A 26,880-nucleotide genomic window follows, 5' to 3' on the forward strand; every position below is an offset into this window, starting at 1 on the left:
TGGCAAGCCACCAGACGGAATCCCGTCGAGCGCAAGGACATTGCGTAACAGGACTGTAACGGAAGATTGCGGGATTAGTGAGAAGGCCGGCCGGGAGGCGCCAAAGCCCTGCTGATGAATCCCATAAGTACCGCTTATGTTGAGGTGCGGCAGGCCCCAATCGGGTCAACCCCAGGGGCCAAGCCCAAGGCCTTGCGTGAGGCATCGAGTTGGCTCGCCGTCTGCAGATCGATGTTGTTGACCACAAGGCCTGTAAAAACAGGCTAATTCTTGCTGTTCGCTTGGCAGAGCATCCCTAGGGTGCGCTAAGAGAATGGCTCCCCCAAACGGATGACGAGCGTTTACGCCGACCACAGCCTCACCATCGGCAAAACCCCCCTAGTGCAGCTCAATCGGGTCACCGAGGGATGCAAGGCCCGCGTACTGGCCAAGATTGAAGGCCGCAACCCTGCCTTTTCGGTGAAGTGCCGCATCGGCGCCGCCATGATTTGGCGGGCCGAGCAGGAGGGACTGCTGGGACCTGGCAAGGAGCTGGTGGAGCCCACCAGCGGTAATACCGGCATCGCCCTGGCTTTCGTGGCCGCCGCCAAGGGGATCCCCCTAACCCTGACGATGCCGGAGACCATGAGCCTGGAGCGCCGCAAACTGCTCACGGCCTACGGCGCCCACCTCGTTCTCACTGAAGGAAGGATGGGTATGCCCGGCGCCATCGGCGCTGCCAAGGAAATGGCAGCCTCCGACCCCGACCGCTACGTCCTTCTGCAGCAGTTTTCCAATCCGGCAAACCCCCAGATCCACCACGACACCACCGGCCCCGAAATCTGGGACGACACAGACGGCCAGGTGGACGTACTTGTGGCTGGAGTGGGCACCGGAGGCACCATCACTGGCGTCAGCCGTTACATCAAGGGAACCCTGGGCAAGCCGCTGGTTTCGGTGGCAGTTGAACCCGTCAACAGCCCAGTGATCAGCCAGGCCAAGGCAGGGCAGGAGCTCAAGCCCGGTCCCCACAAGATCCAGGGCATCGGCGCTGGCTTTGTGCCCGCAAACCTCGCTCTGGACCTGGTGGACCGGGTCGAAACCGTTAGCGACGAGGAGGCGGTGGCCATGGCCCGCCGGCTGATGAAGGAAGAGGGAATCCTGGCGGGCATCTCCTGTGGTGCCGCAGCCACGGCCGCCCTGCGGCTAGCCCGAGAGGAGGCCTACGCCGGCAAAACCATCGTGGTAGTGCTGCCCGACTCAGGCGAGCGCTACTTAAGTTCGGTTCTCTTTGAAGGGGTGTTTGACGAGAAGGGCCTTGCCCCACGATCTAGCTAACCCGCCATGCAGCTCTCTGCTAGCCAGCCGATCTGGAGTATCCCAGCGCAGGCAGTGCCGGCAGCTCTGCAGTGCACACTCCAAGGCTTGAGCGACTCAGAGGCCCAGCGGCGGTTGGAGAGGTTTGGAGCCAATCGCCTCCCAAGCCAGCGCCGCCGTTCCCTGCTGCTGAGGTTTGTCGATCAACTGGTGCATTTCATGGCCCTGCTGCTCTGGGTGGCTGGGGCCCTGGCATTTGCAGCGGGCACGCCCCAGCTGGGCTGGGCTATTTGGGCGGTTGTGCTGGTCAACGGCCTGTTTTCCTTCTGGCAGGACTACCAAGCCGAGCGCACCCTGACGGCGCTGAAGCGATCCCTACCCCGCCAGGTGCGGCTCTGGCGCAACGGTGAACTCACCGAGCTAGATGCCGAGCTGCTCGTGCCGGGCGACCGAATCCTGCTGGAGGAGGGAGACCAGGTGCCCGCCGATGCTCGCCTGATCCAGGCCAACGAACTGAGCCTGGATCTCTCTGTGCTTACAGGCGAATCGCAGCCAGTGGCGCGCCATGCCGATGCCATCGACTCACCTGCGGCAGACAAAGTTGTCCTGATCCCGACTCGGGAACGGGCCAATCTGGTTTTGGCGGGCACCAGCGTGGCCGGGGGGCGCGGCGAAGCCATCGTTTACGCCACCGGCGGTGAAACCGAATTCGGCCATGTGGCCCACCTCACCGCCGCCACATCCAGGGGCATCAGCACCTTGGAGCAGCAGGTGGGCCACATCGTGCGCACCATCACAGCCATCGCCTTAACCATGGGGGCGATCACCTTCAGCTTCAGCCTCCTGTTTGTGGGGATGGGTCCCCTCGAAAGCCTGGTATTCGCAGTTGGCATCATAGTTGCAAACGTGCCCGAGGGCTTGCTGCCCACGGTCACCTTGGCCCTGGCGATCAACGTGCAGCGCATGGCCAGTCAGAAAGCACTGGTGCGCAGGCTTTCAGCCGTGGAGACCCTCGGCTCGGTAAGCGTGATCTGCAGCGATAAAACCGGCACCCTCACCTGCAACCGCATGGCAGTGGAGGAGATCTGGCTGCCCCAGGCAGGCGAGCAGCCAGGGATTGATCGAGGTGGAGAAGCCGAGCTGTTGCTGGCGGCCTGCCTTTGTTCAAACGCCCAACTCAAAGCCAGCGGTGACGGCAGCCGAGCCCTAGGCGACCCCACTGAAACCGCCCTGCTGGTGGCAGCCCAGGCTCGAGACCTGGGCCTCGCGGTGCATCAGCAGCGCCATCCCCGCAGCCGGGAGTTGCCATTTGATTCCCATCGGCGCCGGATGAGCGTGATCGTGGCCACCGAGGCCGGGCTGCAGCTGATCACCAAGGGGGCACCCCTGGAGCTGCTAGAGCGCTGTAGTCCGGCGGGCCGCGCCCAGGCAGTAGCCGCCAACGACGACCTTGCATGCCGCGGCTACCGCGTCATCGCCGTGGCCCAGCGCAGTCTCGAGGCCACAGAGGGGCAAGCCCCAGCCGATCAACTGGAGCAAAAGCTCAGCTTGTTGGGCTTGATCGCGCTCTACGACCCGCCCCGGCCTGAGGTACCCGAGGCGATTCGCCAGTGTCACCAGGCGGGCATCAAGGTCACGATGGTGACTGGCGACTACGGCCTCACCGCCCAGGCCATAGCGCGCCAGATCGGCCTGCTGGATATGCCGGCCAAGGGTGACAACCACCCCCAGGCTGATCCGGTGCGGGTGATCCAGGGCGACCAGCTTGAATTGATTAGCGATGTGCACCTGCGCCAGCTGCTCAAATACCGCAACCGGCTGGTGTTTGCCCGGATGGCCCCCGAGCAGAAGCTACGGCTTGTGCAGGCCTACCGCTCCCTCGGCGAAGTGGTTGCGGTCACTGGCGATGGGGTCAATGATGCCCCGGCCTTGCGGGCGGCCGATTTGGGCATAGCTATGGGCCTGGTGGGCACCGATGTGGCAAGGGAGGCAGGTGGTGCTGCTAGACGACAACTTCGCCACGATCGTCACGGCGGTGCGCTTTGGCCGAGGCGTGGTGGCCAACATTCGCAAGTTCCTGCCCTACGTGCTGCCTAGCAACGTGGCCGAGATGGCTCCGTTTTTAGCCATGGTGACCGTGCAAATCCCGGCGGCCCTAACCGTGCTGCAGATCCTGGCGGTGGATCTGGGCACTGATTTACTACCCGCCCTGGGGCTAGGAGCCGAGGCGCCTGAATCGGTATTGATGCGCCAACCGCCCCGGCGCCGTTCAGCGCCGCTACTGGATCGGCCCCTGATGCTGCGCGCCTATCTGGTGCTGGGCCTGAGCGAAGCCGTGGTGTCGATGACGGCCTACCTGCTCAGCTGGCAGCAGCAGGGTGTGGGGATGGCCTGCCGCAGTGCGCATCGCTCCGCCTTCGTCAACTTGGTGCAACAGGGCTGGCGCCGCAATCCCCTGCTTTGGCTTGGCATAGCAGCTGAAATTCTCTTCACAGCGCTATTGCTCTATTGGCCGCCCCTGTCGTGGCTAGCGGCGATGGTGCCAATTGACAGCCGGGCCCTGCCGATGGTCCTGTTGGCGCCGCTGGTGGTGATGCTGGCTGATGATTGGCGCAAAAGCCGGCTCACGGCCTAGTTCGGCATGGTCACAAACTCCTCGGCAACCGAGGGGTGCAGGGCCATGGTGCGATCGAAGTCGGCCTTGGTGGCGCCCATGCCAATGGCGATGGCTGCCATCTGGATAATTTCAGCGCTGTGTTCGCCCACCATGTGGCAGCCCAGCACCTTGCCGCTTTCCAGCTCCACGACCAACTTGAGCAATACCCTGGGCCCCCTGGCCGGCAAGGCCTGGCTCATCGGCCGGAAACGGGCCCGATGCACCCGCACGCCCTCTGGGCCATGGCGCTGGATCGCCTCCTCTTCGCTGAGCCCCACACTGGCCAGCTCCGGCTGACTGAATACCGCATAGGCCACCAGGCTGTGGTCCACCTGGCGCGGGCTAGTGCCATAGACACTGTCGGCAAAGGCCCGTCCTTCATCAATGGCAACCGGGGTGAGGTTGATGCGGTCGGTGACATCGCCAACTGCATAGATGTGGGGCACGTTGGTGCGCTGCTCGCTATCCACTGGAATGCGATTGGCTTCAGTGGCGATAGCCGCTGCCTCAAGGCGCAGGCCCTCCAGGAAAGGGCGCCGGCCGGTGGCAAGCAGCACTCCACCGCAAGGAATGATTTCGCCTGCCTCGGTATGGACGCTGAGGTCGCCGGCACTGCCAGTGATGGCTGCAGGACTGTGGGCAAAGCGAATCTCAATACCCTCTTGCTCCATGCCCTCCTGGACCGCCTTGGCAGCTTCAAGATCAAAGCCCCGCAGCAAATGATTGCCGCGCACCAGCTGGGTCACTGCCACGCCAAGGCCATTGAGGATGCAGGCGAATTCACAGGCGATGAAGCCAGCACCCACCACCACAAGGCGCTCCGGTAGTTGCTCCAGCAGAAACATCTCATCGCTCACCCAGCCAAGCTCTGCCCCTGGAATCGCTGGCCGCTGGGGCCGCCCCCCCACCGCAATCAAGATGCGCTCGGCCCGCAGGCGGCGCTCGCCAACGGCAATGGTGTGAGCGTCTTCAAAGCAGCCCCAGCCGCGCACCAGCTCTACCCCCGCTTTTTCAAGAAAGCCGAGGTGCAGCTGATTGAGACGACCCACCTCGGTGCGCACATTGGCCAGCAGGGTGCTGGGGTTGCGGCGAATCCCCTCGATTTCCCAGCCATAGCTGGCTGCATCGGCAAGCAAGTGTTTATAAGCGGAGCCGTAAACCAGCAACTTTTTGGGCACGCAGCCGCGGATCACGCAGGTGCCGCCCACCCGATCGCCCTCCACGATCGCCACCCTGGCGCCATAGCTTGCGGCCCGTTTGGCAGCAGCTAGACCACCCGAGCCGGCACCAAGCACCACCAAATCGAAGTGTTCGTTCATGGGGGGAGCTGAAGTGCTGGAGCTCCTCACGCTATGGCGTGAAGTCCTTGGGCGGAAGGGTGCTCCCCAGCTCAGCGAAAAACCCAGGGAAGCTGGTGGCATTGTCAGCAGCCATAAAAAAAGCCCCCCGGATGGGGGGCAGTTGAGGTGTCCCAGATGGAAACACCACATCAAATCAAGAGGTGGGTGCTCAGATCGCCGTGTCGCCGCGCTCACCGGTGCGGATGCGGATGGCTTCCTCAACGGGGGTGACGAAGATCTTGCCATCACCGATTTCGCCGGTTCGGGCGGCCTCGAGAATGGCAGTGAGGGTGGCTTCCAACTTGTCGTCAGTCACCACCACAACGATCTTGGACTTGGGTAGGAAGTCCACGGTGAACTCGTTGCCGCGGTAGCGCTCCACCTGACCCTTCTGTCGCCCGAAACCGCGGACATCGACAAGAGTCATGCCGACCACATCGAGGCCGACGAGGGTTGTTTTGATTGCTTCCACCTTGGAAGGGCGGACCATTGCCGTGATCATTTTCATGGTGATTCAGCTTCAGTTGGTCGTGGGGTCGTAAGCCTCTTCCCCGTGGGCGACGAAGTCGAGTCCACGTTCTTCCTGCTCAGGAGTGACCCGCAGGCCCACCGTGGCGCCAACGATCCAGAGAATGACCGCGGTGCCGATGCCGACAAACCCGTAGCTGATCAGCACGGCCTTGACGTGGGCCACGAACAGGGCGGTGTGGCCGCCGCTGGCGAGGATTGCTGCCGATTTGGGGAAGTAGTCGGCCGGCACCAGGGCAGGGATGGCTAGGGCGCCGGTGAGCAGGGCTCCCACCGTGCCACCTACGCCGTGGACGGCGAAGGCATCGAGGGAGTCATCAAAGTTGATAGCCGACTTCACCTGAACTGCGAAATAGCAGGCGATGGAGGTCGCCGCACCGATAATCAAAGCCTGGGGCATGTAGACGAAGCCGGCGGCGGGGGTGATGCCCACCAGACCAGCCACGGCGCCGGTGGCGGCTCCCACGGCGGTGGGTTTGCCATCAAGGAACCACTCAATCAAGCACCAGGTGAGCAGGGCCGTTGAGGCCGACAGGGTGGTGGTCAGGAAGGAGAAGCCGGCACCCTTAGCAGCGAAGTAGCTGGCGCCGTTGAAGCCGAACCAGCCGAACCAGAGCAGGCCGGCACCCAGGAGGATGAAGGGCACGTTGTGGGGAGGACGCTTGCTGCCGGGGAAGCCGCTGCGCGGACCCACAATCGCAGTGGCCACCAGAGCAGCCACGCCTGCAGCAATGTGAACAACTGTGCCGCCGGCAAAGTCGATGGCGCCGATCTCACCAAAGGGACCGATGTAGCCACCGCCCCAAACCATCTTGCACATGGGGCAGTAGATGAACAGGCTCCAGAGCAGGGAGAACCAGAACCAGGCCTTGAAGTTGATCCGCTCCACAAGGGCGCCGGAAATAAGCGCCGGGGTGATGATCGCGAACATGCCCTGGAAAAGGGCGAAGGAGGAAGCGGAGATGGCGAAACCATCAGCTAAGGGAGCATCACCGAGCTCACCGCCCACGCCGTTGAGCCACATCTGGCCGAGACCACCGATGAAGGGGCTGCCGAAGCCGGTGTCGAAGGAGAGGGAGTAGCCGATCACAACCCAGACGACACCGATGAGCCCCATCAGGAAAAAGCTCATCATCATGGTGTTGAGCACGTTCTTGGCGCGGGTGAAGCCGCCGTAAAAGAACGCCAGGCCTGGGGTCATAAGTAGAACCAGTGCTGAACCCATCAGCATCAGCAGGGTGTCGGCGCCGTCGGTGGGGACCTTCGCCAAGGCTGCCTTGGCGGAGCCTGCCATCAGCGGCAGCAGGCCAGCACCAAAGGCGAGCAGCATCACGGCGTAACGCTTCAGTTCAGGCTCCTGAACCTTGGCGAGAAGCTGGGTGCGGAATCGATCAAAGACAGCGAGCGGGGTTGGACCGCCGCCAGCGATGGGGACTTGGGCCATGAAGGAAGGTGACCTCTAATGTTCACCCGGCCACAATCGTGCAGCGCTGCAGTCCTGTGGGTAGCAAATGACACCGTTCACCAGAACGCTGATCCCTTCCGCCCTGTGTTGGCTGGCAGCCCAATCTTGGGACGGACGTCGCTGACTAGAAGCCGCCGAATGTGCCGCCGAGGATCGACGGCAGAGCGGGTCTGGAGGGCCAACTGGGCAACTCCATGACTGGTCCTCAGATTTTTGTGATGTTGGATCCGTTCACGGTTGGATCGGTTCACGAGTTAGTTGTCTGCGGCTGAGTGAAACAATCCTTCGTGACTGATGCCCTGATGCTCACTATTGAGGTCTTCAGCTGAGCTGCCTGGCCCCATCCCTTGGCTCTTGATCTCCAGTGCAACCGGAAACCAAACAACCCTCTGGTTGAGCCGTTGGGCTCCTGCCAGAGGGACATTCCTGGGCTTGTGCCCAATCAGCCGACTGCAGCAGCAGCGCGGTCGAAGTAGGTGCCAACTTCGGACATCAGGGCGGAGCAATCGCCAGGGGTGATGCCGTTGCGATCGTTAGCGATCGAGATAGCAGCTTGCTTCATTTTGCGAACGCCTTCTGCCACAGAAGCGCCAGGAACGCCGAGGGCGAGGTAGGTCTCACGCAGGCCGTTGAGGCAGCGGTCTTCCAGCACGGAAGCATCGCCGTTGAAAATGGCATAGGTGACGTAGCGGAGGATGATATCCATGTCGCGCAGGCAAGCAGCCATGCGGCGGCTGGTGTAGGCGTTGCCACCTGGAGCGATCAAGGCGGGCTGCTGATCGAAGAGATCGCGGGCAGCGTTGGTAACGATGGCAGAAGCGTTGGAGGTGATGCGGTTCACCGTATCCATGCGCTTGTTGCTTTCGGCAACCATCGCTGCGAGGGCATCGATCTGGCCGGCGTTAATGAATTCGCCACGGGCATCAGCCTGGGCAACAACCTTGGTGAAGGCGTCGAACATTGGATCTCTGGTATGAAACTTCGCTCTTGAAACTTAGTTAGGCCACCGAGCACCCCGCGAGCTCCTAGAACCAAGGCTGCTGCAGCGATAGGCATGGAGTCGAAAGCCGAGGGAGTGCTCGATTGGCACGAGCTCGAACGCCTCGGTGCGTCCCCAGCCGATCCAGTCAACGGTCCCACCAGCGCCCAGGCCCGGCTGCGTTTGTTTGGCCAGCCGGAGGAGGCAGTGCGGGTCACCCTGTTCCGCGACCACCACGCCTGGTGCCCCTACTGCCAGAAGGTGTGGCTTTGGCTCGAAGAGAAGCGGATCCCGTACCGGATTCGCAAGGTCACCATGTTTTGCTACGGCGAAAAGGAGGCTTGGTTCAAACGGCTAGTTCCTTCGGGGATGCTGCCGGCGCTTGAGCTCGATGGCCGCCTGATCACTGAGAGCGATCGCATTCTTGAAGCCCTCGAGGGGGCCTTCGGGCCCCTGGGACTGGGCATGAACGACCCGGCGGTGGTGCCCCTGCGCCAACTGGAGCGATTGCTGTTCCGGGCATGGTGCCAATGGCTCTGCAGCCCGGGGCTGCGGTCCGCCCAAGAGCACGCTGCCAAGGCGGCTTTTCAGCGCATTGCAGGCAACTTTGAGCAGGCGCTCAGCCAGCAAAGTGGGCCCTTTCTGCTTGGCGAGCTAGGCACGGCTGACCTGGTGTTCGTGCCCTACGTGGAGCGTATGGCTGCAAGCCTGGCCTACTACAAGGGCTTTCTGTTGCGCAGCGAGCATCCGGCCATTGGCCGCTGGTTTGAGGCGCTGGAGCAGCGCCCCAGCTACTTAGGCACCCAGAGCGACTTCCACACCCATGCCCACGACCTACCGCCCCAGATGGGTGGCTGCTATGCCAGCGGAGATGCCAACCAACAAGCACTAGCCACTCAAATCGATCGGGGCCCCTGGCCCCTGGGCAGCCCCGACCCGGAAACCAGCCAGGCCGAACCGGCCAATGCGGCAGCCTTTGCCCTCAGCCGGGTGATCAAGCACCGAGCGGCAATTCTTGGCCGCAGCCCCCTGGGAGCGGAAAACTTCGATGTCCCGCTCCGCACAGCTCTCACGGCCCTGATCCACGCCAAGCCCCTGCCAGCACCGGCGGGCTCTGCCCCTGCCCTGCGCTACCTGCGCGATCGCATCAGCGTGCCCCGGGATATGCCGCTGCATGCGGCTCGGTGCCTGCGCCAGGCCCTGGAGGCCACTGCCAGTCTCGATCCAGCGGATGGCACAGCCCAGGGTACGCCGATTCCGGTGGGCCATCGCCGCGATCAGGATCCCCAGCCATTCCTGCGGGCCGCTCCTAGCGTTTTGCCAACTGCCTAATGCCCTAGTGCCTGTGCCCCGTCTTCGACGCGTCGCCGTTGCGCTCGGCTGGGCCCTAGCCAGCTGCATTGCCGGGGCGCCCGCACTCTCGCCGCTTGCGATCCCCGCCGCTGGCGCCCTTGAACTCCGGGGCGTCACCTACTTCAGCAAGGCTCCCTGGAAGGTGGACCTGGTGAGCTACTACACCACTGTCTGGCAGACCCGTGCGGAGTACTACTTCACGATCACGCTCGATCCGGAGGCGGGGGTGGCCCTCGGCGGCCTGACGATTCAGCAGACCCGCGGCGTTGATACCAGCTTTCCATTCTTTGTGGATCGCACCTCAGCCTTTTTGGGCCGGCCGCGCCAGCAGGGTCCCCGCGTGCCAGTGCTGGCCCAGTTCGATAGCGATGCGCGCCGCTTCACCCTCAGCTTCCCTGAGCCCGTTTCTCCCGGGGCCACGCTCACCGTGGTGCTCAAACCCTGGAACAACCCGGCTGTCTCCGACACCTACATGTTCCAGGTGACGGCCTACCCAGCCGGCCCCAACCCCTCGCCAGCGTCGCTGGGATTTGGCACCCTGCGGATCTACGACCCCGATTGGCGCTGAGCCAGATCCCCTGAGCCATGACCCACCGGAGCTGGCCCGTGCTGTTGCCGTTGTTTTTGGCAGCGGTTGTGGGCCAGTCGTCGCTGCGTGCCCAGACCGCGATGCCCCAGGATCTACCCCGCCAAGTGGCGGTGCCTGATGTGCGGCTCCCCGGATCGGAGGGATCTCTGGCCCGAGGCGCCTTGCCGGCACCAGGGCTGGATCCGGCGGCGCTGCCCCTGGCTTACCCGTTGGCCCAGCCCGCCGAAAGCCTGGACCCCTGGGGCTGGCGCTACTCGGAGCGCCGCTCGGCCTGGCGGCTGCACACCGGCATTGATCTGGCGGCGCCGCAGGGCACGGTGGTGCTCGCCTCCCGGGCCGGACGGGTGCTGCTGGTGGAGTCGATCAGTGGCTACGGCACCACGGTGCTGCTGGACCATGGCGAGGGTTGGCAGACGCTCTATGCCCATCTGCACGACGCCATCGTGGTGAGCGGCGTCTGGCTGGAGCAGGGGCAACCCCTGGGCATGGTGGGCATGACCGGCTCGGCGACGGGCCCCCATCTGCACTTCGAACTGCGTCGCCAGGGCGCCGAGTTGCTGGCCCTGGATCCCACACCCCACCTGCCGCCCCCATCCCTACCCCCGGTGCTTGCCACAATCAGCCCTTAATTGCGCCACACGCCCCATGCAAGCCCAGTGGAATGGTCAGGTGATTGCCAGCAGCGATGACATCGTCAAGGTCGACGGCAACGCCTATTTCCCCGCCGCAGCACTTGACCCCGACTGCATCCGCCCCTCCAGCCACACCAGCGTGTGCGGTTGGAAAGGCACGGCTCACTACTACGACCTTGTGGTCAATGGCCAGGTGAACGCCAATGCGGTCTGGTTTTATCCAGAGCCCAAGGAGGCTGCCGCCAACATCCGCGGCCGGGTGGCCTTCTGGAAGGGCGTGCAGGTGACCTGAATCAGCTGTCTCGCGCAACTCGAGAGAGGTGGCAGCAGCAAGGGATTCAGCAACCAGGAAATCGCAGGGTGCGCCAGTCACCGCTGGCAGTGCTCACTTCAACGCCAATCTCCACAGGCCCTGAGCTGCCACCGCAGTGGTCGTTCCACCAGCCAATCGCCTCGCTCCATGCGGCATCGAGGGATTCGTAGAGGTCGTCGAGTACGGGATGGGGGGCGCCTTGACGATCGACTAGGCGGTAGATCCGCACGTGGCTGGGGGATTGGGTTCGCACTGCTGGCATGTCTGGCTTCGCTGCTCTGCTGGTAATCATGGACCTTGTGCCAGATCGAAACTGTCACCTTCACAACATCTTCCGGTATTGCAGGTTGCTGCACCGAGAGGGCATCAGCGCATAAACAGCATCTCCTGGTAGCTGGGCAGGGGCCAGAGACCGTCGTCGACCAAGCCCTCCAGGCCATCCACTGCCGCACGCAGGTCGCCGATTAACGGCATCAGGCTGTCGGCGCAGTGACGCATGTGGGCTTCGGTGCCGTGGGGTGAGGAATGTAGGGCCTGATCGAGGCTCTCGCAACCGTTGTTGAGCTGCTCGAGCAGTTCGCCCAACTGATTGCGCAGTTTGAGATTGGGATGCAGACCCATCGCCTGCTGCTCCTGCAGGGCCTGGCCCAGCTCGCCTAGGTAGCGCACAGCAGCTGGATATACCTGGGTGCGAGCGATCTGCAGGGCCAGCTTTGCCTCCACTTCAATCGCCAGCACATACTGCTCGGCGTACACCTCAAAGCGGCTCTCCAGCTCCACCGCACTGAGCACTCCCTGGCGCTCAAACAGCTCCCGCACCTCCGGGCGCTGCAGCACTGGCAAGGCATCGGCGCAGGTGCGCAGGTTTTCCAAGCCACGCTCTTCCACCGCCAGGCGATGCCATTCGCTGGAGTAGCCGTCGCCGCCAAACACCACGGCGCCGTGCTCGCGCATCACCTGCTGGAGCACGTTGAAGGCTGCTTCGCCTAGGGCGGTGCCACTGTCGAGCTGACTCTGCAGCCGATCTGCAATCCAGCCGATCGAATCGGCCAGCACCGTGTTCATCGCCACCAGGGGCCCGGCTACCGATTGGTTGGAGCCAACGGCGCGGAATTCAAAGCGGTTGCCTGTGAAAGCAAAGGGTGAGGTGCGGTTGCGATCGCCGGGGTCTTTGGTGAATTCCGGCAGGGTGTCCACCCCCAGGGTCATCACGCCGCCCTTGGCAGAACTCTGCAGGTTGCCCTCGCGGATCTGGTTGAACACATCCTCGAGCTGGCTGCCCAAATAGACCGAGATGATCGCCGGGGGAGCCTCATTGGCGCCGAGGCGGTGATCGTTGCCAGCGGTCGCCACCACCGAGCGCAGCAGTGGCCCGTAGCTGTGGACGCCGCGGATCACGGCGGCGCAGAACAGCAGGAACTGCAGGTTGTCGTGGGGCGTTTGGCCCGGGTCGAGCAGGTTGCCCTGGGTGGCGTTGCCGATCGACCAGTTGACGTGCTTACCCGAGCCGTTGATCCCCGCAAAGGGCTTTTCGTGCAGCAGGCAGGAGAAGCCGTGCTTTTTGGCCGTGGCCTTGAGCACGGTCATGGTGAGCTGCTGGTGGTCGGTAGCGACGTTGGCGGCTTCGAAATAGGGCGCAATTTCAAATTGCCCAGGTGCCACCTCGTTGTGGCGAGTCTTGGCTGGAACGCCCAAGCGGTAGAGCTGCTGCTCCACGTCCTGCATGAACACCTGCACGCGCTCGGGGATGGCGCCGAAGTAGTGGTCGTCGAATTGCTGGCCCTTGGCGGGCGGGGCGCCAAACAGGGTGCGGCCAGCGAGGAGCAGGTCTGGGCGCAGGGCGACGAAGGCGTTGTCGACCAGGAAATACTCCTGCTCGGCGCCGCAGCTGGAGTTCACAGGAGCTACGTCGGTTTCACCGAGCAGACGCAGCAGGCGCTGGGCCTGGCGATTCATGGCGGCGTTGGAGCGCAGCAGCGGCGTTTTTTTATCTAGGGCCTCACCGGTCCAGGAAACAAAAACGGTGGGAATGCAGAGGGTGACCCCATTGGGGGTCTGCATCAGGTAAGCGGGGCTGGTGATGTCCCAAGCGGTGTAGCCGCGGGCCTCAAAGGTGGATCGAATGCCGCCATTGGGGAAGGAGGAGCCGTCTGGCTCGCCCTGCACCAGCAGCTTGCCTGTGAATTCGGTGATCACCCGACCATCACTTTTGGGCGAAATGAAGCCGTCGTGCTTCTCGGCCGTTGAGTTGGTGAGCGGGTAAAAAACGTGGGCGTAATACAGAGCTCCACGGGCGCTGGCCCAGGTCTTCATGGCGTCGGCCACGGCGTTGGCCAACGACAAATCGAGCTTGCCGCCCTCCCGGATGGTGAGCTGAATCGACTTAAAGATGCGTCCAGGCAAGGCTTCCTTCATCGCCTGGAGGCCGAATACGTCGCTAGCCCACAGCTCATCGAATGGGGCGGCAGCAGTTGTCGCCACCGGGCGTCGCCGCTGAATCTGCTGCAGAGCGGCGTAACGGTGCGAGCTGGGCATGGGATCGACTTGAAAAGGCTTTATGGGAGCATCCAATGCGGCAATCCCGCCTCCTTATGTAGCTGTTGCTACAAAATCACTCCCCGCATTCGAGGGCTGGTGGCCACGGCGATAGACCGGCCAGCTCAGATCAAGTAACGGCGAATGCTGGGCCGACTCCAGAAAACCAGCGCAGCAGTGGTAGCCGCCCAAAGCAGACCAGACAGCACTGCGGTGAGCAATCGGCCCTCACTGAGCAGAGCCAGGCGCACGATTCCGTAAGGCAGCCCCACAGCCAGGGCCATAGACAGGGCCACGATCGCCAGGATCTGTCCCCAGGCACGCCACTTGAGCAGGGCGATCGAGGCCACCAGGCCCACCACGGCCGTAGGCAGCACGGCACTGGCGCCCACAACCAGATTGGCCGTGCGCCAGGTGGGATCCAGCAGGATTACCGCCAGGCCGAGGGGAATGGCCAGACCATTGGCAACCAAACCCAGGCGAGCCAGGGTGACGTAGCCGCGGGGGGGCTGCTGCAACATCGCAAACTGGGTGCTAGCGACTCACCATGCTCGTTCATGGGTAGGCGGCAAGATGGTGGCGTTCGCAAATGAACGGGGATTGCAACTCCATTCCGCCCCGCCCCTAATAGGAGCCCAAGGTCCAGCAACGGCCTTCCCGCCGCTTCAACGGGGACGCCTGACAACCCTGCAGGTGAACCTCGGTTATCGCTGTAACCAGGCCTGCAGCCACTGCCACGTCAACGCTGGACCATCCCGCACCGAAATGATGGATCCGGCCACCCTGGCCCTGATCCCGCCGGTTCTGGCGGCTCGCCAGCTGAGCTGCCTCGACCTCACCGGTGGAGCGCCGGAGCTCCATCCCCAGTTCAGGGAGCTGGTGGTGGCTGCCCGCCAGCTTGGCGTCGAGGTGCTCGATCGTTGCAACCTCACGATTCTGTCGGAACCCGGCCAAGCTGATTTGGCTCGCTTTTTGGCGGATCAGGGCGTCACGGTGGTGGCCTCCCTGCCCTGCTATGCCGCCGAAAACGTTGATCGCCAGAGAGGCAGCGGCGTGTTTGAGCGCAGCATCGAGGCTCTACGCCAGCTCAATGCCCTTGGCTACGGCCAGGCAGGCAGCGGCCTAGAGCTGCAGCTCGTATACAACCCCCAGGGGCCGGAGCTACCCCCTCCCCAAGCCCAGCTGGAGGCCGACTACCGCCGGGTGCTCGCCGCCGACTTCGGGGTGGTGTTCACCAGCCTCTACGCCCTAGCCAATATGCCGATCCAGCGTTTTGCCAGCTGGCTCCAAGCCCAGGAAAAGCTGGAGGCCTACCAAGCCCTGTTGAAAAACAAGCACTGCGGCGCCAACCTCGAGCGGGTCATGTGTCGCTCCCTGATCAGTGTCGACTGGCAGGGCTGGCTTTATGACTGCGATTTCAACCAGCAGCTTGGTCTGAGCGCAGCTGGCCGGCCCAAGCGCCATCTGGGCGAACTGCTGGGCTGGGATCCGCAGGGGGATGCGGTGGCAGTGGCAGATCATTGCTTTGGCTGCACCGCCGGGGGGGGCTCTAGCTGCGGCGGGGCCCTAAGCCGCGCCGCGGGCTGAATGCCACCACCTGGCCACGCTCAAAATTTTCTGCCTTTTCTCAGTTGGCTTTTCGACTCGCTTCACTACGATGTAATGACATTACTGGGTAATGTGCACACCCGGATTTTTACGAATATCCGCCTGCATTTGACTTGATGCCGGATACTTCCTCAAGGCCAGATCCTTCCCCAAGGAACGAGGTGAGGCACATTGTCCCCTCAATCAGCATTTCAATTCCGATCGACTTTCATGTCGATCCGGTGCAGTTTATTGGTCGCCTTTGGGATGTGAGCGCCTCTGGTGCCTGCCTGCTGTTTCCCATCCGCGAGCCTGTTGTGCCTGGCTTGGTCGGCACCCTCACGATTCACCAACCCACCTTCGGCGATCCGATCCGGCTGCGGGCCAGCTCCCTCTGGGTCGATCGGCTGGAGTCTGCCTCCTATGTGGGGGTGCGCTTTCTTGAAACAGTCGACTTCAGCACCACCTTTTTGAATTTTCTGATGCGCCGCAGCGGTGGCTACACGCCCGTGGGTGGTTTTGGCGACCTCCGCTCTGGCACGGCATTCGGTAGCTTCAGTTGAGCAAGCAGCGTCTTAGCCCAGCCCTGCTGATACCCCTTGGGCTGGGCTGGCTGCTTGCGAACTCTGCCCAAGCCCTGCAGCGGCCGGTGGATCCAGTAGCGGTCTGCGTGGTAAACCCCCGGGTGGAGCCGGTGACAGAAGGGGATGCCATTGGCCTGGTGCCCACACCCATGCCCCTGCTCGTAGTGGTCGAACCCCTGCTGGAGCTCCGCATCGAGCGCCAGGGCCTGCTGGTTTGGCAGCAGCTTGCGCCTGCCGGGCGCCCCTTCCGCGCACCCCTGGCCTGGCCCCTGGCCCCCATTGCCCCCGGCGAGGTGGTGCTGATGCGTCTGAGGCCTGAGCAGGCGGCAGAGGGCAGCTTTGCCCAAGTGCAATTAGTGGGTGCGGACGCCGAGCGGATGGCCCGCACCGCGGCCCTGATCCTCTCCCTAGGCCAGAGCCCCCCTGCTTGGCTGGCAGCGATCGAAACGGCCCTGGAAGCTGGAGATGTGTCTCTGGCCTGGGCCCTGCTGTTTGAACCCCAGCGCCCCGATGCAGCCGATCTAATCGCCCTGCGCAACGAGGTGGTGAGCAGGGGCTGCGGCGACTGAGCCGCGACCACAATGCAAGACAGTACGGCCGTACTATTTTGCATAGTGTGTCGGCCTTCGGGGATTGCCATGGCGAGCGATCTGATCTGGCTTGGTCCCTTGCAGCCAGCGCATCACGACCTCGAGCCCCTGCTTTTGCCCCTGGCCGGCGAAACCGTGGCCGCAGGCTTTCCCAGCCCTGCCGATGACTACATCGAGGCAACAATCGATCTAAATGGAGCCCTGATTCCGCGACCGAGCTCCACCTTTTTGATGCGGGTAGACGGCGATGCCATGCGCGGAGAGGGCATTCATCACGGCGATTTATTAGTGGTCGACCGCAGTGTGGGTCCCCGTTCTGGCTCCATCGTGGTCGCCGTGCACGAGGGGCGCTTTCTGCTGCGGCGACTGGAGGGAACACCTCCCCATTGGCGCCTGGTGGCCAGCGATGCCACTAGCCCCGCCATTGCCCTACAAGGTGACGATCCCGACCTGCTGATCTGGGGCGTGGTGATCCATGCGGTACATCACCTCTGGAAGCCATCGCCGCAATCGCGAGTCCGAGGAAGCGCCTTTAAGCGTTCACCAGAAGCCTTTGGAATAAAGCCATAGGCCTAGCAATCCCATTGGCACAAACACTGCGCCAAGGATCTGCAACTTGACGGTGCGCGGAGATGGCTGATTCGTACGGGGCATGGGGGTCAGGCTGAAGGGGAGAACAAAATCGGGCGATAGGTGGGCCGAGCAGCGGGCGAGAGGCTCCACTTCACCCGGCAGGTGAAGGTGGCGTATTCACCTTTGATGGCAGTTGAGAGCCGCATGGCCGTAGCGGTTGCATTGGCTGGCATGCGGTATTGGGCCTGATTGCAGGAGTCCACTTCAGAGACGTTCGACTTGTATTCAACGGTGCCACTGGTGGGCGCGGCCTTGGCGTCTGTTTGGCCAGCCTGGGCTGCGCAGGGTGCAAGCAGGGAAGCAGTAGTACAAAGGGTCAAAAGACAGGGAAATGCAGCAATGCGGCGCATGTCTAAGCGTCAAGGTCTTCCTGTAATAGCCGAAAAGACGCAGCCGCGCCTAGTCGAGCAGCCAGTGCGGCAACCTGGCCCAGCAACGCGCTTAGGGCGGTTCTGATCCACTCATGCACTAAAAGAGATTTGGAGTGCTCTTCGGTAGCCGTCGCCATTGGCGGGTAATTGCGGCTTCCCGTGGCCACCCAGTCGGTGCGAAAGGTGGCCAATTCTCTGCAACCCGAGCTCGCGATCGGCGCTATTTCGGCAGGAAAGGTTGCGGTATGGCGAAACGGCCAAGCAACTGGGCCAGCAAGTCGATTAACTCGAAATCCTGATGCTGGTGAAGCACCTCTAATCCGTGGGCATGTGGTGTGCAGCGTTTAATCAGCTCGAAGATCGCGAGGTGCTTGATCTTCTGGTGGCGGCAACACCCGATACGCTCAACTGAAATCACTGCTTGCCTTTGACCTCGAGATCGTGAGCACCCTTTTCCACAAGGTAGGAATTAATTGCCTCTTTTAAGACGGCACCAAGTTTCTTGCCCTCGAGAATGGTTAAAAGTTTTAAAGCTCGATGCTCCTCCACGGAGAGCTCAACGGTAATTCTTGGCATGATTGTGAAGGGACCTGAACCGATATGACAAATATATGCCAATACTGGTGGAGGATGTGCAATCGGATATCAACACCTAAACGACAATGCTTCACCACGGGACTGTGAGATAATGCACTGGTACATGGGTTGAATTGGTGAATTAGTGATTGAGAGTTAAGGCTAATTTTGCCAAAGCTTCCAGGTGTCCCAGAAGCGTCGTAGCATTCCAGGCTGTCAGGCCGTGCGGCGTCCACCTCCCCCGTCAGGTCAGTGCGGCCAGCCGGTCGAAAGTTGGTTTCGTTAAGGCTGGAGTTCTAGGAATAAATAATTGTCTTCAGGGCTTATCGGCCTCGCCAGCAAATGCAAAATACAAAGACTAAATGGTTGCGAAAAAGACAAAGCGGCCAGCTATTCAAGCAGGCATTCCTTCAGTGATGTTGGCGCCACCAGTGCCAGCTTTCAATATTGATCAACAACCCAAGCAGGGTCATCACCGCCATCAGCATGATCTGATCAAGGCGTGCATCTGGCACCAAGATATCTGCCAGAAGATGCAGGATATTAGTAATTAGGTAAACTACACTTAGCCAAAAGTGCAGCCGCCTCAACAGCCGCCAGCGAATCCCTGGACCGATGGCTGAATCAGCGAAAGAGATCAGCACGATTGCCAGTAATGGCAGGAAAAAATAGCCGAGCATGGCACCAAGCAGCAGCGGCAAGGCTCCCAATGGGACTTGGCTGTTGATCTCGGGTGACTGCCCGTGGAATAAGGGCATCAAGCCCAAATCCACGTGGAACAGCATGGCCAGCAACCAGGCAATCCAGAGAGTGATCAACCGCTGGGCATGATTTGTAGTGGAGCGCCTGCATCCATCCAGGTGTTATGGGCAAGCGCCTGCTGCCATCAAATCGAAGCCCGGTTCCAGGGCATCAGGGCCAGCAGGCGGGCCATGCCACAAAAACCACTGATGCCAGCAAACACCAGGCCGGCTCCCACCAACCAGCTGAGCAGAATCCAAGCCGGCGCCACCCAGCTGCCGAGGCCCAGACCGAGCAGCACCAAAGAGCCAGCGGCGATCTGAACCTGGCGCATCAGCGGCAGGGGGGCTGGTGTGCCCGTGCCGCACCAACTGGGCTAGAGCCTGGGCACTGCGGCGACCGCTGTGGCATACCAGCACCAAGGCACATTGACGCTGCCTTCGATGTGCCCGCCGGCCAATTCCATTGCCCCGCGCACATCGATCACGCTGACCCGCTTTTCAGCCAGCTGCCGGGCTAGTTCCTGGGCATTGAGACGGGTATCGAGGTCTGGTTTCATGACTGATAAGGAGGTTGATCAGGTGGAAGCGACGCCTTGCAGCGGGTAGCCCTCATCCGCCCAGCGGGCCAGGCCGCCGTGGAGGTTTGCCACCTGGCTGAGGCCGGCCTTAAGCAACTGCTGGGTAGCCAGGGCCGAGCGGCTGCCGGAGTGGCAGACCACCACCACCGGTTGATTGACGCGAAGTTCGGAGATGCGACCTTCCAGTTCCGGCAGGGGAATCAGCAGGCTGTCCGCCACCCGACCGTCGGGGCCGCCATATTCCTCAGCCGAACGCACATCCAGCAAGCTGAGGCCATCACGGTGGGACGCCACCCAGGCGGGGGGAAGTTCGGGCAGGCCCGCATAGCTGCGTTGCAATGGCGCCCAACATGGGTTTGCAGCAGGGCTGGTGACGTCCTGATCAATGGGCTTGCCAGAGCGCATGTTGCCAGGCAGGGCTTCGGCGATCCTGTGGGGGTGGGGCAACTGCATCGACTCCATGTAACCAACGAAATCCCTTTCGGTGGCCATACCGCCCAGGCGGGCGTTGAAGGCTTTTTCTTCAACCACCGAGCTGACCGTGCGGCCCTCGTAGTCGTGCCCTGAATAGAGCAAGCAGGAGTCGGGCAGGCTGAAGAGTTGCTGGGTAATCGAGGCCCAGAGGGTATGGGGGTTGCCCTGCTGAAAGTCACAGCGACCGCAGCCCCGTACCAGCAAGGCGTCACCACTGAATGCCATCGACTGATCGTCGAGCACAAAACTGAGGCAGCCATTGGTATGACCTGGGGTGCTGCGCACCTCGAGCCAGCGAACGCCAAAGGAGAGCCGATCCCCGTGCTGCAGGGGCATGGTCACGTTTTCCGCCCTAGCGGCTGCAGACAGGCCAATTGCACAGCCAGTGGCCTGTCTGCAGCAGCCAGCTGCCGGTGACATGGTCGGCGTGGGCATGGGTATCGAGGGAGGCCACCAGCTTGAGCCCCAGCTCACGGAGTAGGGCAAGATCCCGGCCATGGCGCTCAAACACCGAATCGATGATCACCGCCTGGCGACTGGAAACATCGCCTAGTAAGTAGGTGAAGGTGCCGGTCTGGGCATCAAAAAGCTGGCGGAAGAGCAGGGATCCCCCTCCAGCCGCTGCCCGCAGGGAAATCGGCGTAAACGGGGCGACAACCATCGCGGCATTGCAGCTTGTTATGACCATAGCCGCATAAAGGCGTCGCGTCCGGGGTCGCTCGGGGGAATGCGGCTTGCGACATAGCTGCGACATAATTAATAGATGGCCTATTCCAGCTCCATGCCGTCTCCCCAGTTGCTGGAGGAGTACTGCCAGTTTTTCCGTTTGCTGAGCGAGCCGGCGCGCCTCCAGTTGCTTTGTCAGCTCAGGGCAGGGCCCCTGGATGTGGCAGCACTGATCGAAGCCACTGGCTTCTCCCAATCCCACATCAGCCGCCAGCTCGGCCAACTGCAGCGGGCGGGCCTAGTGCGCTGCGAGCGCGATGGGGTGCGCACTATCTGGAGTGCCGAAGGCGCCTTGGTAGACGAGCTCTGCTCCCTGGTCCAGACCCGACTCAAGCGACGTCTGGAGAACCAGTTAGCCCAACTGCAATCAGCCTGAGCGCGCCGGCCCTGAAGCCGGAAGAATGGCCCTAGCAAAAGTTCCCCATGGCGCAGGCAAAATCGCCCCTAGATCAGCTGCAGGAGCATCTGCGCCAGAGCCAGCTGCTGGGCTCAATCAGCAGTGCCCTCTATTACGACCAGAACACGGTGATGCCGGCGGCCGGTGCCGAATGGCGTGGCGACCAACTGGCCCTGTTGGCCAGCCAGCTACACGAACGCCAGAGCAGCCCTGCTTACGCCGATCTGGTCGGGGCGGCGGAAGCCGAGCTGCAAGCCAGCACTCCGGCGGCGGTGCGCCGCAACTTGCAGCTACTGCGGCTTGAGCTAAATCGCCAGCGCTGCCTAGATCCCCAGCTAGTAGCCCAGATCGCCCAAGCCCAGTCGCGCGGCAATGCCATCTGGCAGGAGGCAAGGCGCCGCAGCGACTTCAGCATCTTTGCTCCGGCACTGGAAAGTCTGATCGGCCTACGCCGCGAACAAGCGACCCAACTTGCCGCCGCTGAAGTTCAACACCGCAGCCCCTGGGAAATCCTGGCCCAGCCGTTTGAGCCCGACGTCAGCAAAGAACGGCTGCAGCAGCTGTTTGCCCCACTGCAGGCCGAGCTGCCCGTCCTGCTCCAGCAGGTAGCAGCAACCCAGGTGTCCCCCCTGCCAGAGCTACCCGAAGCCCTGCAGGAAAATCTCTGCAGCGAGCTACTCAACAGCTGGGGCTACGACCCGGCCTACTGCCAACGCTCCCGCTCAGCCCATCCCTTCTCCTGCACCGTGGGCCCCCAGGACTTCCGCATCACCACCCGGGTGGTGCCGGATCAGCCCCTCTCGGCCTTCCTTGCCACCGCCCATGAATGGGGCCACTCCTTATATGAACAGGGCCTGCCCCGCACGGGCAACCACTACTTCCCCTGGCCGCTGGGTGAGGCCACCTCGATGGGGGTGCACGAGTCGCAGTCGCTGTTCTGGGAATGCCGGGTGGGCCGCAGCCGCGCCTTCGCCGAGCGCTGGCATCCGCGCTTCTGCGCCGGCTTAGGCAGTGGCGGTGGCAGTGGCAGTGATCCCTGGGGCGGCGCCTTCGGCTTCTGGCGAGGGCTCAATCCCCAGCGGCCCGGCCTGATTCGGGTGGAAGCCGACGAGCTCAGCTACTGCTTGCACATCGTGCTGCGCTTTGAGCTGGAGCTGGCCCTACTCGAGCAGGACATGCCGGTGGCGGAGCTTCCAGGTTTATGGAACCGCCGCATGGGCGAGCTGCTGGGCCGTACCCCTTCAAGCGATTCGGAGGGATGTCTGCAAGATATCCACTGGGCAGAAGGCCTGTTTGGCTATTTCCCCAGCTATGCCCTGGGCCATCTGATCAGCGCCCAACTCGCGGAAACCATGGAGCAGGAGCTTGGCGGCCCAGGTGCCATCGAGGCCGCGATCGCTGCTGGTAAGGAGAGCAGCCTGCGGGACTGGCTGGCCAGCAGGGTTTATCCCCTGGGCCGCAGCGTCAATGCGGAAGAGCTGGTGGAACAGGTGAGTGGCCAGAGGCTCAGCGCGGCAGCCTTCCTTCGCTATCTGCGCAACAAGCTGGAGCGCCTGCAGGCAGATACTTAGGATGCTGCTTAGCCACTCAAATTCCGCTTCATGGCGAACATCGACCACGCCCCGAGCCGCACGATGCTCAACCTGTTGCACGTGCTGCCGGCCTTCGCCGATGAAGCCAAGCTGCGCGTGAACGCGATCGTGGAGCTCAACTCCATGACGATCAACAAGTACGAATTGATCACGGAAACCGGCCACCTCAAGCTGGATCGCGTCGGCTATTCGTCGCTGGCCTACCCCTTCGCCTACGGCTGCATCCCCCGCACCTGGGACGAGGACGGCGACCCCCTCGATATTGAAATTGTCGGTGTCACCGAGCCCCTAGTGCCGGGATCGCTGGTGGAAGCTCGGATCATCGGCATCATGACCTTTGACGACGGCGGCGAGGTCGACGACAAGGTGATCGCCGTATTGGCCGATGACAAGCGCATGGACCACATCACCAGCTTCACCCAGCTTGGTGAGCAGTGGGTCACGGAAACCCAGTACTACTGGGAGCACTACAAAGACCTCAAAAAACCCGGCACCTGCAAGGTCAATGGCTTCTTGGAGCCAGCAGAAGCTGTGAGCATCATTAAGGAGTGCGAACGGCGCTATCTCCACATCATCGACGCCAAACTGGTTAACTAAGCGCCCTTATTACCATGGCTGACTACCTCAAACCGCTCTGGATTGCCGCAGCAGCCCTGGCGATGGCTCCGGCTTGGACCCCTGTCCAGGCCCAGAGCAACAGCCGGGAAATTGTGCTTCAGCTTGATAAGCGCACGATCAGCCTGCGTGAAGGCGGCAAGGTGCTGGGCAGTTGGCCAGTGGCGATTGGCGATCCCAGCACCCCCACACCAGTAGGGCGCTTCTCGGTGCAAAACAAGGTTGTTAATCCCAAATACCAGAGCACCAAAAGCGGCAAGATCAACTCCACCGTCGGACCAAATGGCCCATTAGGCGATCGCTGGCTTGGATTCCAGAAAAGCGGACCCAACCAGTACGGCATCCATGGCACGCCAAATGCTTGGTCCTGGACGGTGACATCACGCGCAGCCGTTACCAATGGCTGCGTGCGCATGCTCCACGAGCATGTGCGCTCCTTATTTGATCAGGTGGAAGTCGGTACGCCGGTAATCGTGCAGCGCTGAAGCCAGCCGATTGTCGGAAAATATTCTGGAGATAACCCCAGCTGCAGCCGCAAGTTGGGGTTATCGGCGTTCCTCATAAGGCCAAAACAAGGCATGAGGCCTTTCGACTGCGTCTATGTCTGCGGTTCCCCACTCCAATCCTTCCTGCGAACCCCAAGTGAGCACCACCTTGAAGTGGGCCAGTGACGGCGAGCTTTCACCCCTTGATTTGGAGCGGATACTGGCCAGGTTAAGTGCGGTTGATCCAGCAGCCCAGGCGCTCTGTAGCCAGCTTCAGACTCAATCCTGAGCCCCATCCCCAGGGGGTGTGAGCTGGCGCGCTAGGGCCCGGGCCATGCCATCGCGGCTGGCCAAGCCACGTAGAGAAGCAACCGGCAAACCGGGATTGGGAAGGCCATGGGGCAGGGCTGCCGCCGCCGCAGCCGGCACATCAAAAACCGGCAATTGGCGCAAGCCATTTGGCCTGAGCTGGTCTTCCAGCTGAGCAAGCTGGGCAGACATCGGCAGCCACACCAAGTCACTGCGGCGACAGGAGAGCAAGGTGGGCACCGGTGAAGACCCGTCGTCATTGAACTCCCGCTCGGCACTTAGGGCCCGCTGCAGATCAGCCAGGGTGACCAGCCCCACCACCCAAGCCCCATCAGCCACCACCAGACAGTGGCCGTGGGCCTCCACCAGCTGAAGCAAGGCCTTTTTGGCTGGTAACTCAGCTGCCAGCACCAGGGGTGGCTCGGGCTCGAAAGCCTCAGCCACCTGCAGGGCGGCCAACTGGCGGCGGCGATGCTCCTCTTGGGGGTCAGGCCCAAGTAAGCCCGGATCAGCCAGGCCCTGCCAGCGCTCCACCAAGGCAGCACTGAGGCCGGCGGCGGCCATTAGCGGCAGCACAATTCGAATATCGCGGGTGAGCTCAAACAGCAGCAACAGGGCCGTAAGAGGAGCCCTGGCACTACCGGCCAGCACAGCTGCCATGCCCACCATGGCGTAAGCGGGTGGCTCAGCCACCGGCAGGTGCAGGCCACTATCACCAAGCAGCTGGCCGTAGCAGTTGCCGAGCACCGCTCCCAGGAACAGGGATGGGGCAAAACCACCGCCAACAAAGCCGGTGGCATTGCTGATACCAGTTGCTAATAGCTTGACGCCCAGCAATACCAGCAAGGTGAGCAGGGGCACGCCACCCTCGCTGCCAAGCAGGGCTTCAATCGTGTCGTAGCCGACACCAAGCACCTGGGGAAAACCCAGAGCCATCACACCCACAGAGGCACCCCCTAGGGCGGTGGGCAGGCCTGGCGGCAGCTGGCCCAGCCAGGCCTGAAGCCGCTCGCTGCGGCCTGCAGCCAGCAGGCTCACCAAGGCCCAGGACATCAAGCTTGCCACCAGGCCTAAGCCCAGATAAAGGGGCAACTCCAGCGGTGAGCGCACCTCATAAGCAGGCAAGCGCAAAATCGGTGTGTCCCCGAGCAGCAATTGGGTGACCAGCGAGGAAGCCACCGCCGCCACCAGCACCGCCCGCAAGCTGGGCCGGCCCTGAACGGCACTGAAGCTTCCTTCAAAAGCAAAAAACACCCCGGCGATGGGTGCCTTGAATCCCGCCGCCAGACCTGCGGCCACTCCCGCGGCCACCAGGGCTTTCTGACTCTGGGGAGAGAGCCCGCCGCGCAGGGCCACCCACAGACCGATATTGCCGCCACTCTCAACGCTGGGCCCCTCCGGGCCGAGGGAGGCACCACTGCCCAGGCTGAGGGATGCACCCAGCAGGCGCTGAAAGGGCAAGCGGGGCCGAGCGCTTACGGCGCCATCGGCCATCGCCATCAGGCTGGGTAGGCCAGGGCCCAGGTCACCGCCATAGCGGCGCAAAAGACCAACGGCCCAGCCCCCCAGGGTGGGCACCACAACCACCGGCCAAAGACTTATCCAATCGGGCAGGGAGGAAACCGGCAGGGGCAGCGGCTCAGGAACGGCCGGGGGCGGTGGCAGGAAGCCAAGCCCGCCGAGACCCACCTGGAGCAGGGCCCGCAGAGGTGTGCCCGTATCAGGAGCAGCCGCTAGCGGCAATTCGATTGCTAACTCCGGCGGCTGGCTACGACCAACCGTTAGAAGCCCCTCCACAAAAGGTCCAAACAGCCCGTTATTGATGAAGCCCAGCAATTCGTGGAAGGCCACCACTGCCAGTCCCGTGAGCACCCCAATCAGGGCAGCCCAGGCCAGCAGATTCCATTGATAGGGAAGGGCGCGTGCCTCGGCTTCAACGGGGCTGGCCGCCGCTGGCGCTGGTTCAGGCTTCGGGCCGGACAGTTGCAAAAATCTCCTCCAGGATCTCGCCTGCGCCCTGGGCCTTCAAAGCATGGGCAAGGGCGATCCCAATGGCCTCAGGGTCGCTCTGGGGACCGCAAGCCTGATCGCGAATCAGGCGCAGGCCGTCGATGCTTGCAACCATTCCTGTTAATACAAGCGTATCCCCGTCAAAGCGGCTGTTAACGCCGATGGGCACCTGACAGCCACCCTCCAGCTCACGCAAAAAGGCTCGCTCAGCCAGACAGCGACGGGCGGTGGGCTGGTGCTCCAACACCTTGATCTGCTCGAGTACGGCGGCATCGCCCTCTCGACACTCAATACCCAAGGCACCCTGGCCAACGGCGTGGAGGGAAATGGACGGGTCGATCAGTTCGTGGATGCGATCCCCCAAACCAAGCCGTCCCAAGCCAGCGGCCGCCAGGATCAGGCAGTCGTACTCACCAGCATCAAGTTTCTCCAAGCGGGTGATTACGTTGCCGCGCACATCCTTAAAGCTGAGGTGCGGGAAGTGGTGGCGCAGCTGGGCTAGACGGCGCAGGGAACTGGTGCCTACCACGGCGCCTGCGGGCAGGGTTGCCAGGCTCTTATCCCGGTGTTGTTCATGCACCACCAAGGCATCCGCGGGATCTTCCCGCTCGGTGATGCAGCCAAGCATCAGCCCCTCGGGCAGGTTGGTTGGCAGATCCTTGAGGCTATGGACGGCGATATCAGCCTGTCCAACAAGCATCTGAGCCTCTAACTCCTTGGTAAAAAGGCCTTTGTCGCCGATCTTGGCGAGGGCCACATCGAGAATCTTGTCCCCTTGGGTGGCCATCGCTTCAATCGTGATCTCCAGGCCGTTGTGGGCCTGGATCAGTTCATCGCGCACCCAGTTGGTTTGCACCATGGCCAGCTGGCTGCGGCGGGAGGCTATGCGCAGGGGGTTGGCCATCAGGGGCAGATAACAGCCAC

Annotated in this window: 31 protein-coding genes; 15 read left to right on the forward strand and 16 right to left on the reverse strand. The window is 62.5% G+C overall.

Translation table 11 applies throughout. The annotated features are described in order from the left end of the window. Positions 1–330: 330 nt before the first annotated feature. The 3 genes from cysK to KBY72_RS03450 are packed head-to-tail and all read left to right on the forward strand — an operon-like array spanning position 331 to position 3,931. Positions 331–1,317 carry a cysteine synthase A gene (cysK, locus tag KBY72_RS03440; protein ID WP_254961716.1) on the forward strand — a complete coding sequence of 329 codons (987 nt, stop codon included), beginning with the start codon at positions 331–333 and terminating at the stop codon, positions 1,315–1,317. A 6-nt stretch (positions 1,318–1,323) separates the two neighbouring features. After that, the gene (locus KBY72_RS03445; protein WP_254993077.1) at positions 1,324–3,393 is read left to right on the forward strand and encodes a cation-translocating P-type ATPase; all 2,070 of its coding nucleotides are present in this window, start codon (positions 1,324–1,326) and stop codon (positions 3,391–3,393) included. Next, positions 3,290–3,931, forward strand: coding sequence for a cation transporting ATPase C-terminal domain-containing protein (locus tag KBY72_RS03450; RefSeq protein WP_254961718.1), 642 nt, complete (start codon positions 3,290–3,292; stop codon positions 3,929–3,931). The genes KBY72_RS03445 and KBY72_RS03450 overlap by 104 nt, the downstream gene beginning before the upstream one ends. Here KBY72_RS03450 and gorA read toward each other — a convergent pair. The 4 genes from gorA to KBY72_RS03470 all read right to left on the reverse strand — a co-directional run bounded on the left by gorA (position 3,928) and on the right by KBY72_RS03470 (position 8,246). Further along, positions 3,928–5,271: a glutathione-disulfide reductase gene (gorA, locus tag KBY72_RS03455; RefSeq protein WP_254961719.1), complete on the reverse strand. Its 1,344-nt coding sequence runs from the start codon at positions 5,269–5,271 to the stop codon at positions 3,928–3,930. The two genes, KBY72_RS03450 and gorA, sit on opposite strands and share 4 nt — an antisense overlap. A 190-nt stretch (positions 5,272–5,461) precedes the next feature. Next, on the reverse strand, positions 5,462–5,800 hold the full coding sequence (locus KBY72_RS03460; RefSeq protein WP_254941649.1) for a P-II family nitrogen regulator: 339 nt from the start codon (positions 5,798–5,800) through the stop codon (positions 5,462–5,464). A gap of 12 nt (positions 5,801–5,812) precedes the next feature. Beyond that, entirely contained in the window at positions 5,813–7,264 is a 1,452-nt protein-coding gene (locus KBY72_RS03465) for an ammonium transporter (protein WP_254961720.1), read from the reverse strand. A 463-nt stretch (positions 7,265–7,727) separates the two neighbouring features. After that, a complete protein-coding gene (locus KBY72_RS03470; protein WP_254961721.1) occupies positions 7,728–8,246 on the reverse strand; it encodes a phycocyanin subunit beta in 519 nt (172 codons plus the stop codon). A 93-nt stretch (positions 8,247–8,339) separates the two neighbouring features. Between KBY72_RS03470 and KBY72_RS03475 the strand changes: the two genes are divergently transcribed. Genes KBY72_RS03475 through KBY72_RS03490 form a run of 4 tightly spaced genes read left to right on the forward strand, consistent with a single transcriptional unit; the run spans position 8,340 to position 11,130 of the window. Next, a complete protein-coding gene (locus tag KBY72_RS03475) occupies positions 8,340–9,596 on the forward strand; it encodes a glutathione S-transferase family protein (RefSeq protein ID WP_254961722.1) in 1,257 nt (418 codons plus the stop codon). Between the two features lie 13 nt (positions 9,597–9,609). After that, on the forward strand, positions 9,610–10,185 hold the full coding sequence (locus KBY72_RS03480) for a DUF2808 domain-containing protein (protein WP_254961723.1): 576 nt from the start codon (positions 9,610–9,612) through the stop codon (positions 10,183–10,185). A gap of 17 nt (positions 10,186–10,202) precedes the next feature. Next, the gene (locus tag KBY72_RS03485) at positions 10,203–10,835 is read left to right on the forward strand and encodes a M23 family metallopeptidase (protein WP_254961725.1); all 633 of its coding nucleotides are present in this window, start codon (positions 10,203–10,205) and stop codon (positions 10,833–10,835) included. Positions 10,836–10,851: 16 nt separating this feature from the next. Continuing rightward, positions 10,852–11,130 (forward strand): DUF427 domain-containing protein, encoded by a 279-nt coding sequence (locus KBY72_RS03490; RefSeq protein ID WP_254941654.1) that lies wholly within the window; start codon positions 10,852–10,854, stop codon positions 11,128–11,130. Positions 11,131–11,176: 46 nt separating this feature from the next. Here the strand turns inward: KBY72_RS03490 and KBY72_RS03495 are convergent, their stop codons facing one another. The 3 genes from KBY72_RS03495 to KBY72_RS03505 form a co-directional block, all read right to left on the reverse strand. Then, on the reverse strand, positions 11,177–11,413 hold the full coding sequence (locus KBY72_RS03495; protein ID WP_254961726.1) for a hypothetical protein: 237 nt from the start codon (positions 11,411–11,413) through the stop codon (positions 11,177–11,179). Between the two features lie 104 nt (positions 11,414–11,517). Continuing rightward, entirely contained in the window at positions 11,518–13,686 is a 2,169-nt protein-coding gene (locus tag KBY72_RS03500; protein ID WP_254961728.1) for a glutamine synthetase III, read from the reverse strand. Positions 13,687–13,811: 125 nt separating this feature from the next. Then, positions 13,812–14,207 (reverse strand): Hepatitis C virus core protein, encoded by a 396-nt coding sequence (locus KBY72_RS03505; protein WP_254961729.1) that lies wholly within the window; start codon positions 14,205–14,207, stop codon positions 13,812–13,814. A 52-nt stretch (positions 14,208–14,259) separates the two neighbouring features. Here KBY72_RS03505 and arsS point away from each other — a divergent pair, with 52 nt between their 5' ends. From arsS to KBY72_RS03525, 4 genes are all read left to right on the forward strand, one after another. Further along, positions 14,260–15,273, forward strand: coding sequence for an arsenosugar biosynthesis radical SAM (seleno)protein ArsS (gene arsS / locus KBY72_RS03510; RefSeq protein ID WP_254961730.1), 1,014 nt, complete (start codon positions 14,260–14,262; stop codon positions 15,271–15,273). Between the two features lie 182 nt (positions 15,274–15,455). After that, positions 15,456–15,836 (forward strand): PilZ domain-containing protein, encoded by a 381-nt coding sequence (locus tag KBY72_RS03515; protein ID WP_254961731.1) that lies wholly within the window; start codon positions 15,456–15,458, stop codon positions 15,834–15,836. Next, positions 15,833–16,426, forward strand: coding sequence for a hypothetical protein (locus tag KBY72_RS03520; RefSeq protein WP_254961732.1), 594 nt, complete (start codon positions 15,833–15,835; stop codon positions 16,424–16,426). Before KBY72_RS03515 ends, KBY72_RS03520 begins: the two co-directional genes overlap by 4 nt. 69 nt (positions 16,427–16,495) lie before the next feature. Continuing rightward, complete coding sequence (locus KBY72_RS03525) at positions 16,496–17,017, forward strand: LexA family protein (protein WP_254941659.1); 522 nt, start codon at positions 16,496–16,498, stop codon at positions 17,015–17,017. A gap of 89 nt (positions 17,018–17,106) precedes the next feature. On the opposite strand, the gene KBY72_RS03530 is transcribed toward KBY72_RS03525, so the two are convergent. The 7 genes from KBY72_RS03530 to KBY72_RS14390 form a co-directional block, all read right to left on the reverse strand. Continuing rightward, complete coding sequence (locus KBY72_RS03530; protein WP_254961733.1) at positions 17,107–17,430, reverse strand: hypothetical protein; 324 nt, start codon at positions 17,428–17,430, stop codon at positions 17,107–17,109. 435 nt (positions 17,431–17,865) lie between these two features. Beyond that, positions 17,866–18,000 (reverse strand): hypothetical protein, encoded by a 135-nt coding sequence (locus KBY72_RS03535; RefSeq protein ID WP_254993078.1) that lies wholly within the window; start codon positions 17,998–18,000, stop codon positions 17,866–17,868. 437 nt (positions 18,001–18,437) lie between these two features. Next, positions 18,438–18,812: a hypothetical protein gene (locus KBY72_RS03540; protein WP_254961737.1), complete on the reverse strand. Its 375-nt coding sequence runs from the start codon at positions 18,810–18,812 to the stop codon at positions 18,438–18,440. Positions 18,813–18,913: 101 nt separating this feature from the next. Further along, positions 18,914–19,102 carry a YgaP-like transmembrane domain gene (locus KBY72_RS03545; RefSeq protein WP_396121862.1) on the reverse strand — a complete coding sequence of 63 codons (189 nt, stop codon included), beginning with the start codon at positions 19,100–19,102 and terminating at the stop codon, positions 18,914–18,916. A gap of 42 nt (positions 19,103–19,144) precedes the next feature. Further along, complete coding sequence (locus KBY72_RS03550; protein WP_254932001.1) at positions 19,145–19,327, reverse strand: rhodanese-like domain-containing protein; 183 nt, start codon at positions 19,325–19,327, stop codon at positions 19,145–19,147. An 18-nt stretch (positions 19,328–19,345) separates the two neighbouring features. Beyond that, complete coding sequence (locus KBY72_RS03555) at positions 19,346–20,158, reverse strand: rhodanese-like domain-containing protein (protein WP_315859519.1); 813 nt, start codon at positions 20,156–20,158, stop codon at positions 19,346–19,348. Between the two features lie 16 nt (positions 20,159–20,174). Further along, complete coding sequence (locus KBY72_RS14390) at positions 20,175–20,483, reverse strand: hypothetical protein (protein WP_315859518.1); 309 nt, start codon at positions 20,481–20,483, stop codon at positions 20,175–20,177. A gap of 102 nt (positions 20,484–20,585) precedes the next feature. Here KBY72_RS14390 and KBY72_RS03560 point away from each other — a divergent pair, with 102 nt between their 5' ends. The 4 genes from KBY72_RS03560 to KBY72_RS03575 are packed head-to-tail and all read left to right on the forward strand — an operon-like array spanning position 20,586 to position 23,637. Continuing rightward, positions 20,586–20,924 carry an ArsR/SmtB family transcription factor gene (locus KBY72_RS03560; protein WP_254993079.1) on the forward strand — a complete coding sequence of 113 codons (339 nt, stop codon included), beginning with the start codon at positions 20,586–20,588 and terminating at the stop codon, positions 20,922–20,924. Between the two features lie 47 nt (positions 20,925–20,971). Next, positions 20,972–22,516 (forward strand): carboxypeptidase M32, encoded by a 1,545-nt coding sequence (locus KBY72_RS03565; protein WP_254931999.1) that lies wholly within the window; start codon positions 20,972–20,974, stop codon positions 22,514–22,516. A 30-nt stretch (positions 22,517–22,546) separates the two neighbouring features. Then, positions 22,547–23,134 carry an inorganic diphosphatase gene (locus tag KBY72_RS03570; RefSeq protein ID WP_254931998.1) on the forward strand — a complete coding sequence of 196 codons (588 nt, stop codon included), beginning with the start codon at positions 22,547–22,549 and terminating at the stop codon, positions 23,132–23,134. Between the two features lie 14 nt (positions 23,135–23,148). Continuing rightward, entirely contained in the window at positions 23,149–23,637 is a 489-nt protein-coding gene (locus KBY72_RS03575) for a L,D-transpeptidase (protein WP_254993080.1), read from the forward strand. 279 nt (positions 23,638–23,916) lie between these two features. Here KBY72_RS03575 and KBY72_RS03580 read toward each other — a convergent pair whose 3' ends face one another. Beyond that, on the reverse strand, positions 23,917–25,935 hold the full coding sequence (locus tag KBY72_RS03580; RefSeq protein WP_254993083.1) for a chloride channel protein: 2,019 nt from the start codon (positions 25,933–25,935) through the stop codon (positions 23,917–23,919). Beyond that, positions 25,910–26,860, reverse strand: a complete 951-nt coding sequence (gene hemC / locus KBY72_RS03585) for a hydroxymethylbilane synthase (protein WP_254993088.1) — start codon at positions 26,858–26,860, stop codon at positions 25,910–25,912. The genes KBY72_RS03580 and hemC overlap by 26 nt, the downstream gene beginning before the upstream one ends. Between the last annotated feature and the right edge of the window lie 20 nt (positions 26,861–26,880).

Source organism: Cyanobium sp. BA5m-21 (assembly GCF_024346235.1).
Classification (GTDB): domain Bacteria; phylum Cyanobacteriota; class Cyanobacteriia; order PCC-6307; family Cyanobiaceae; genus Cyanobium_A; species Cyanobium_A usitatum.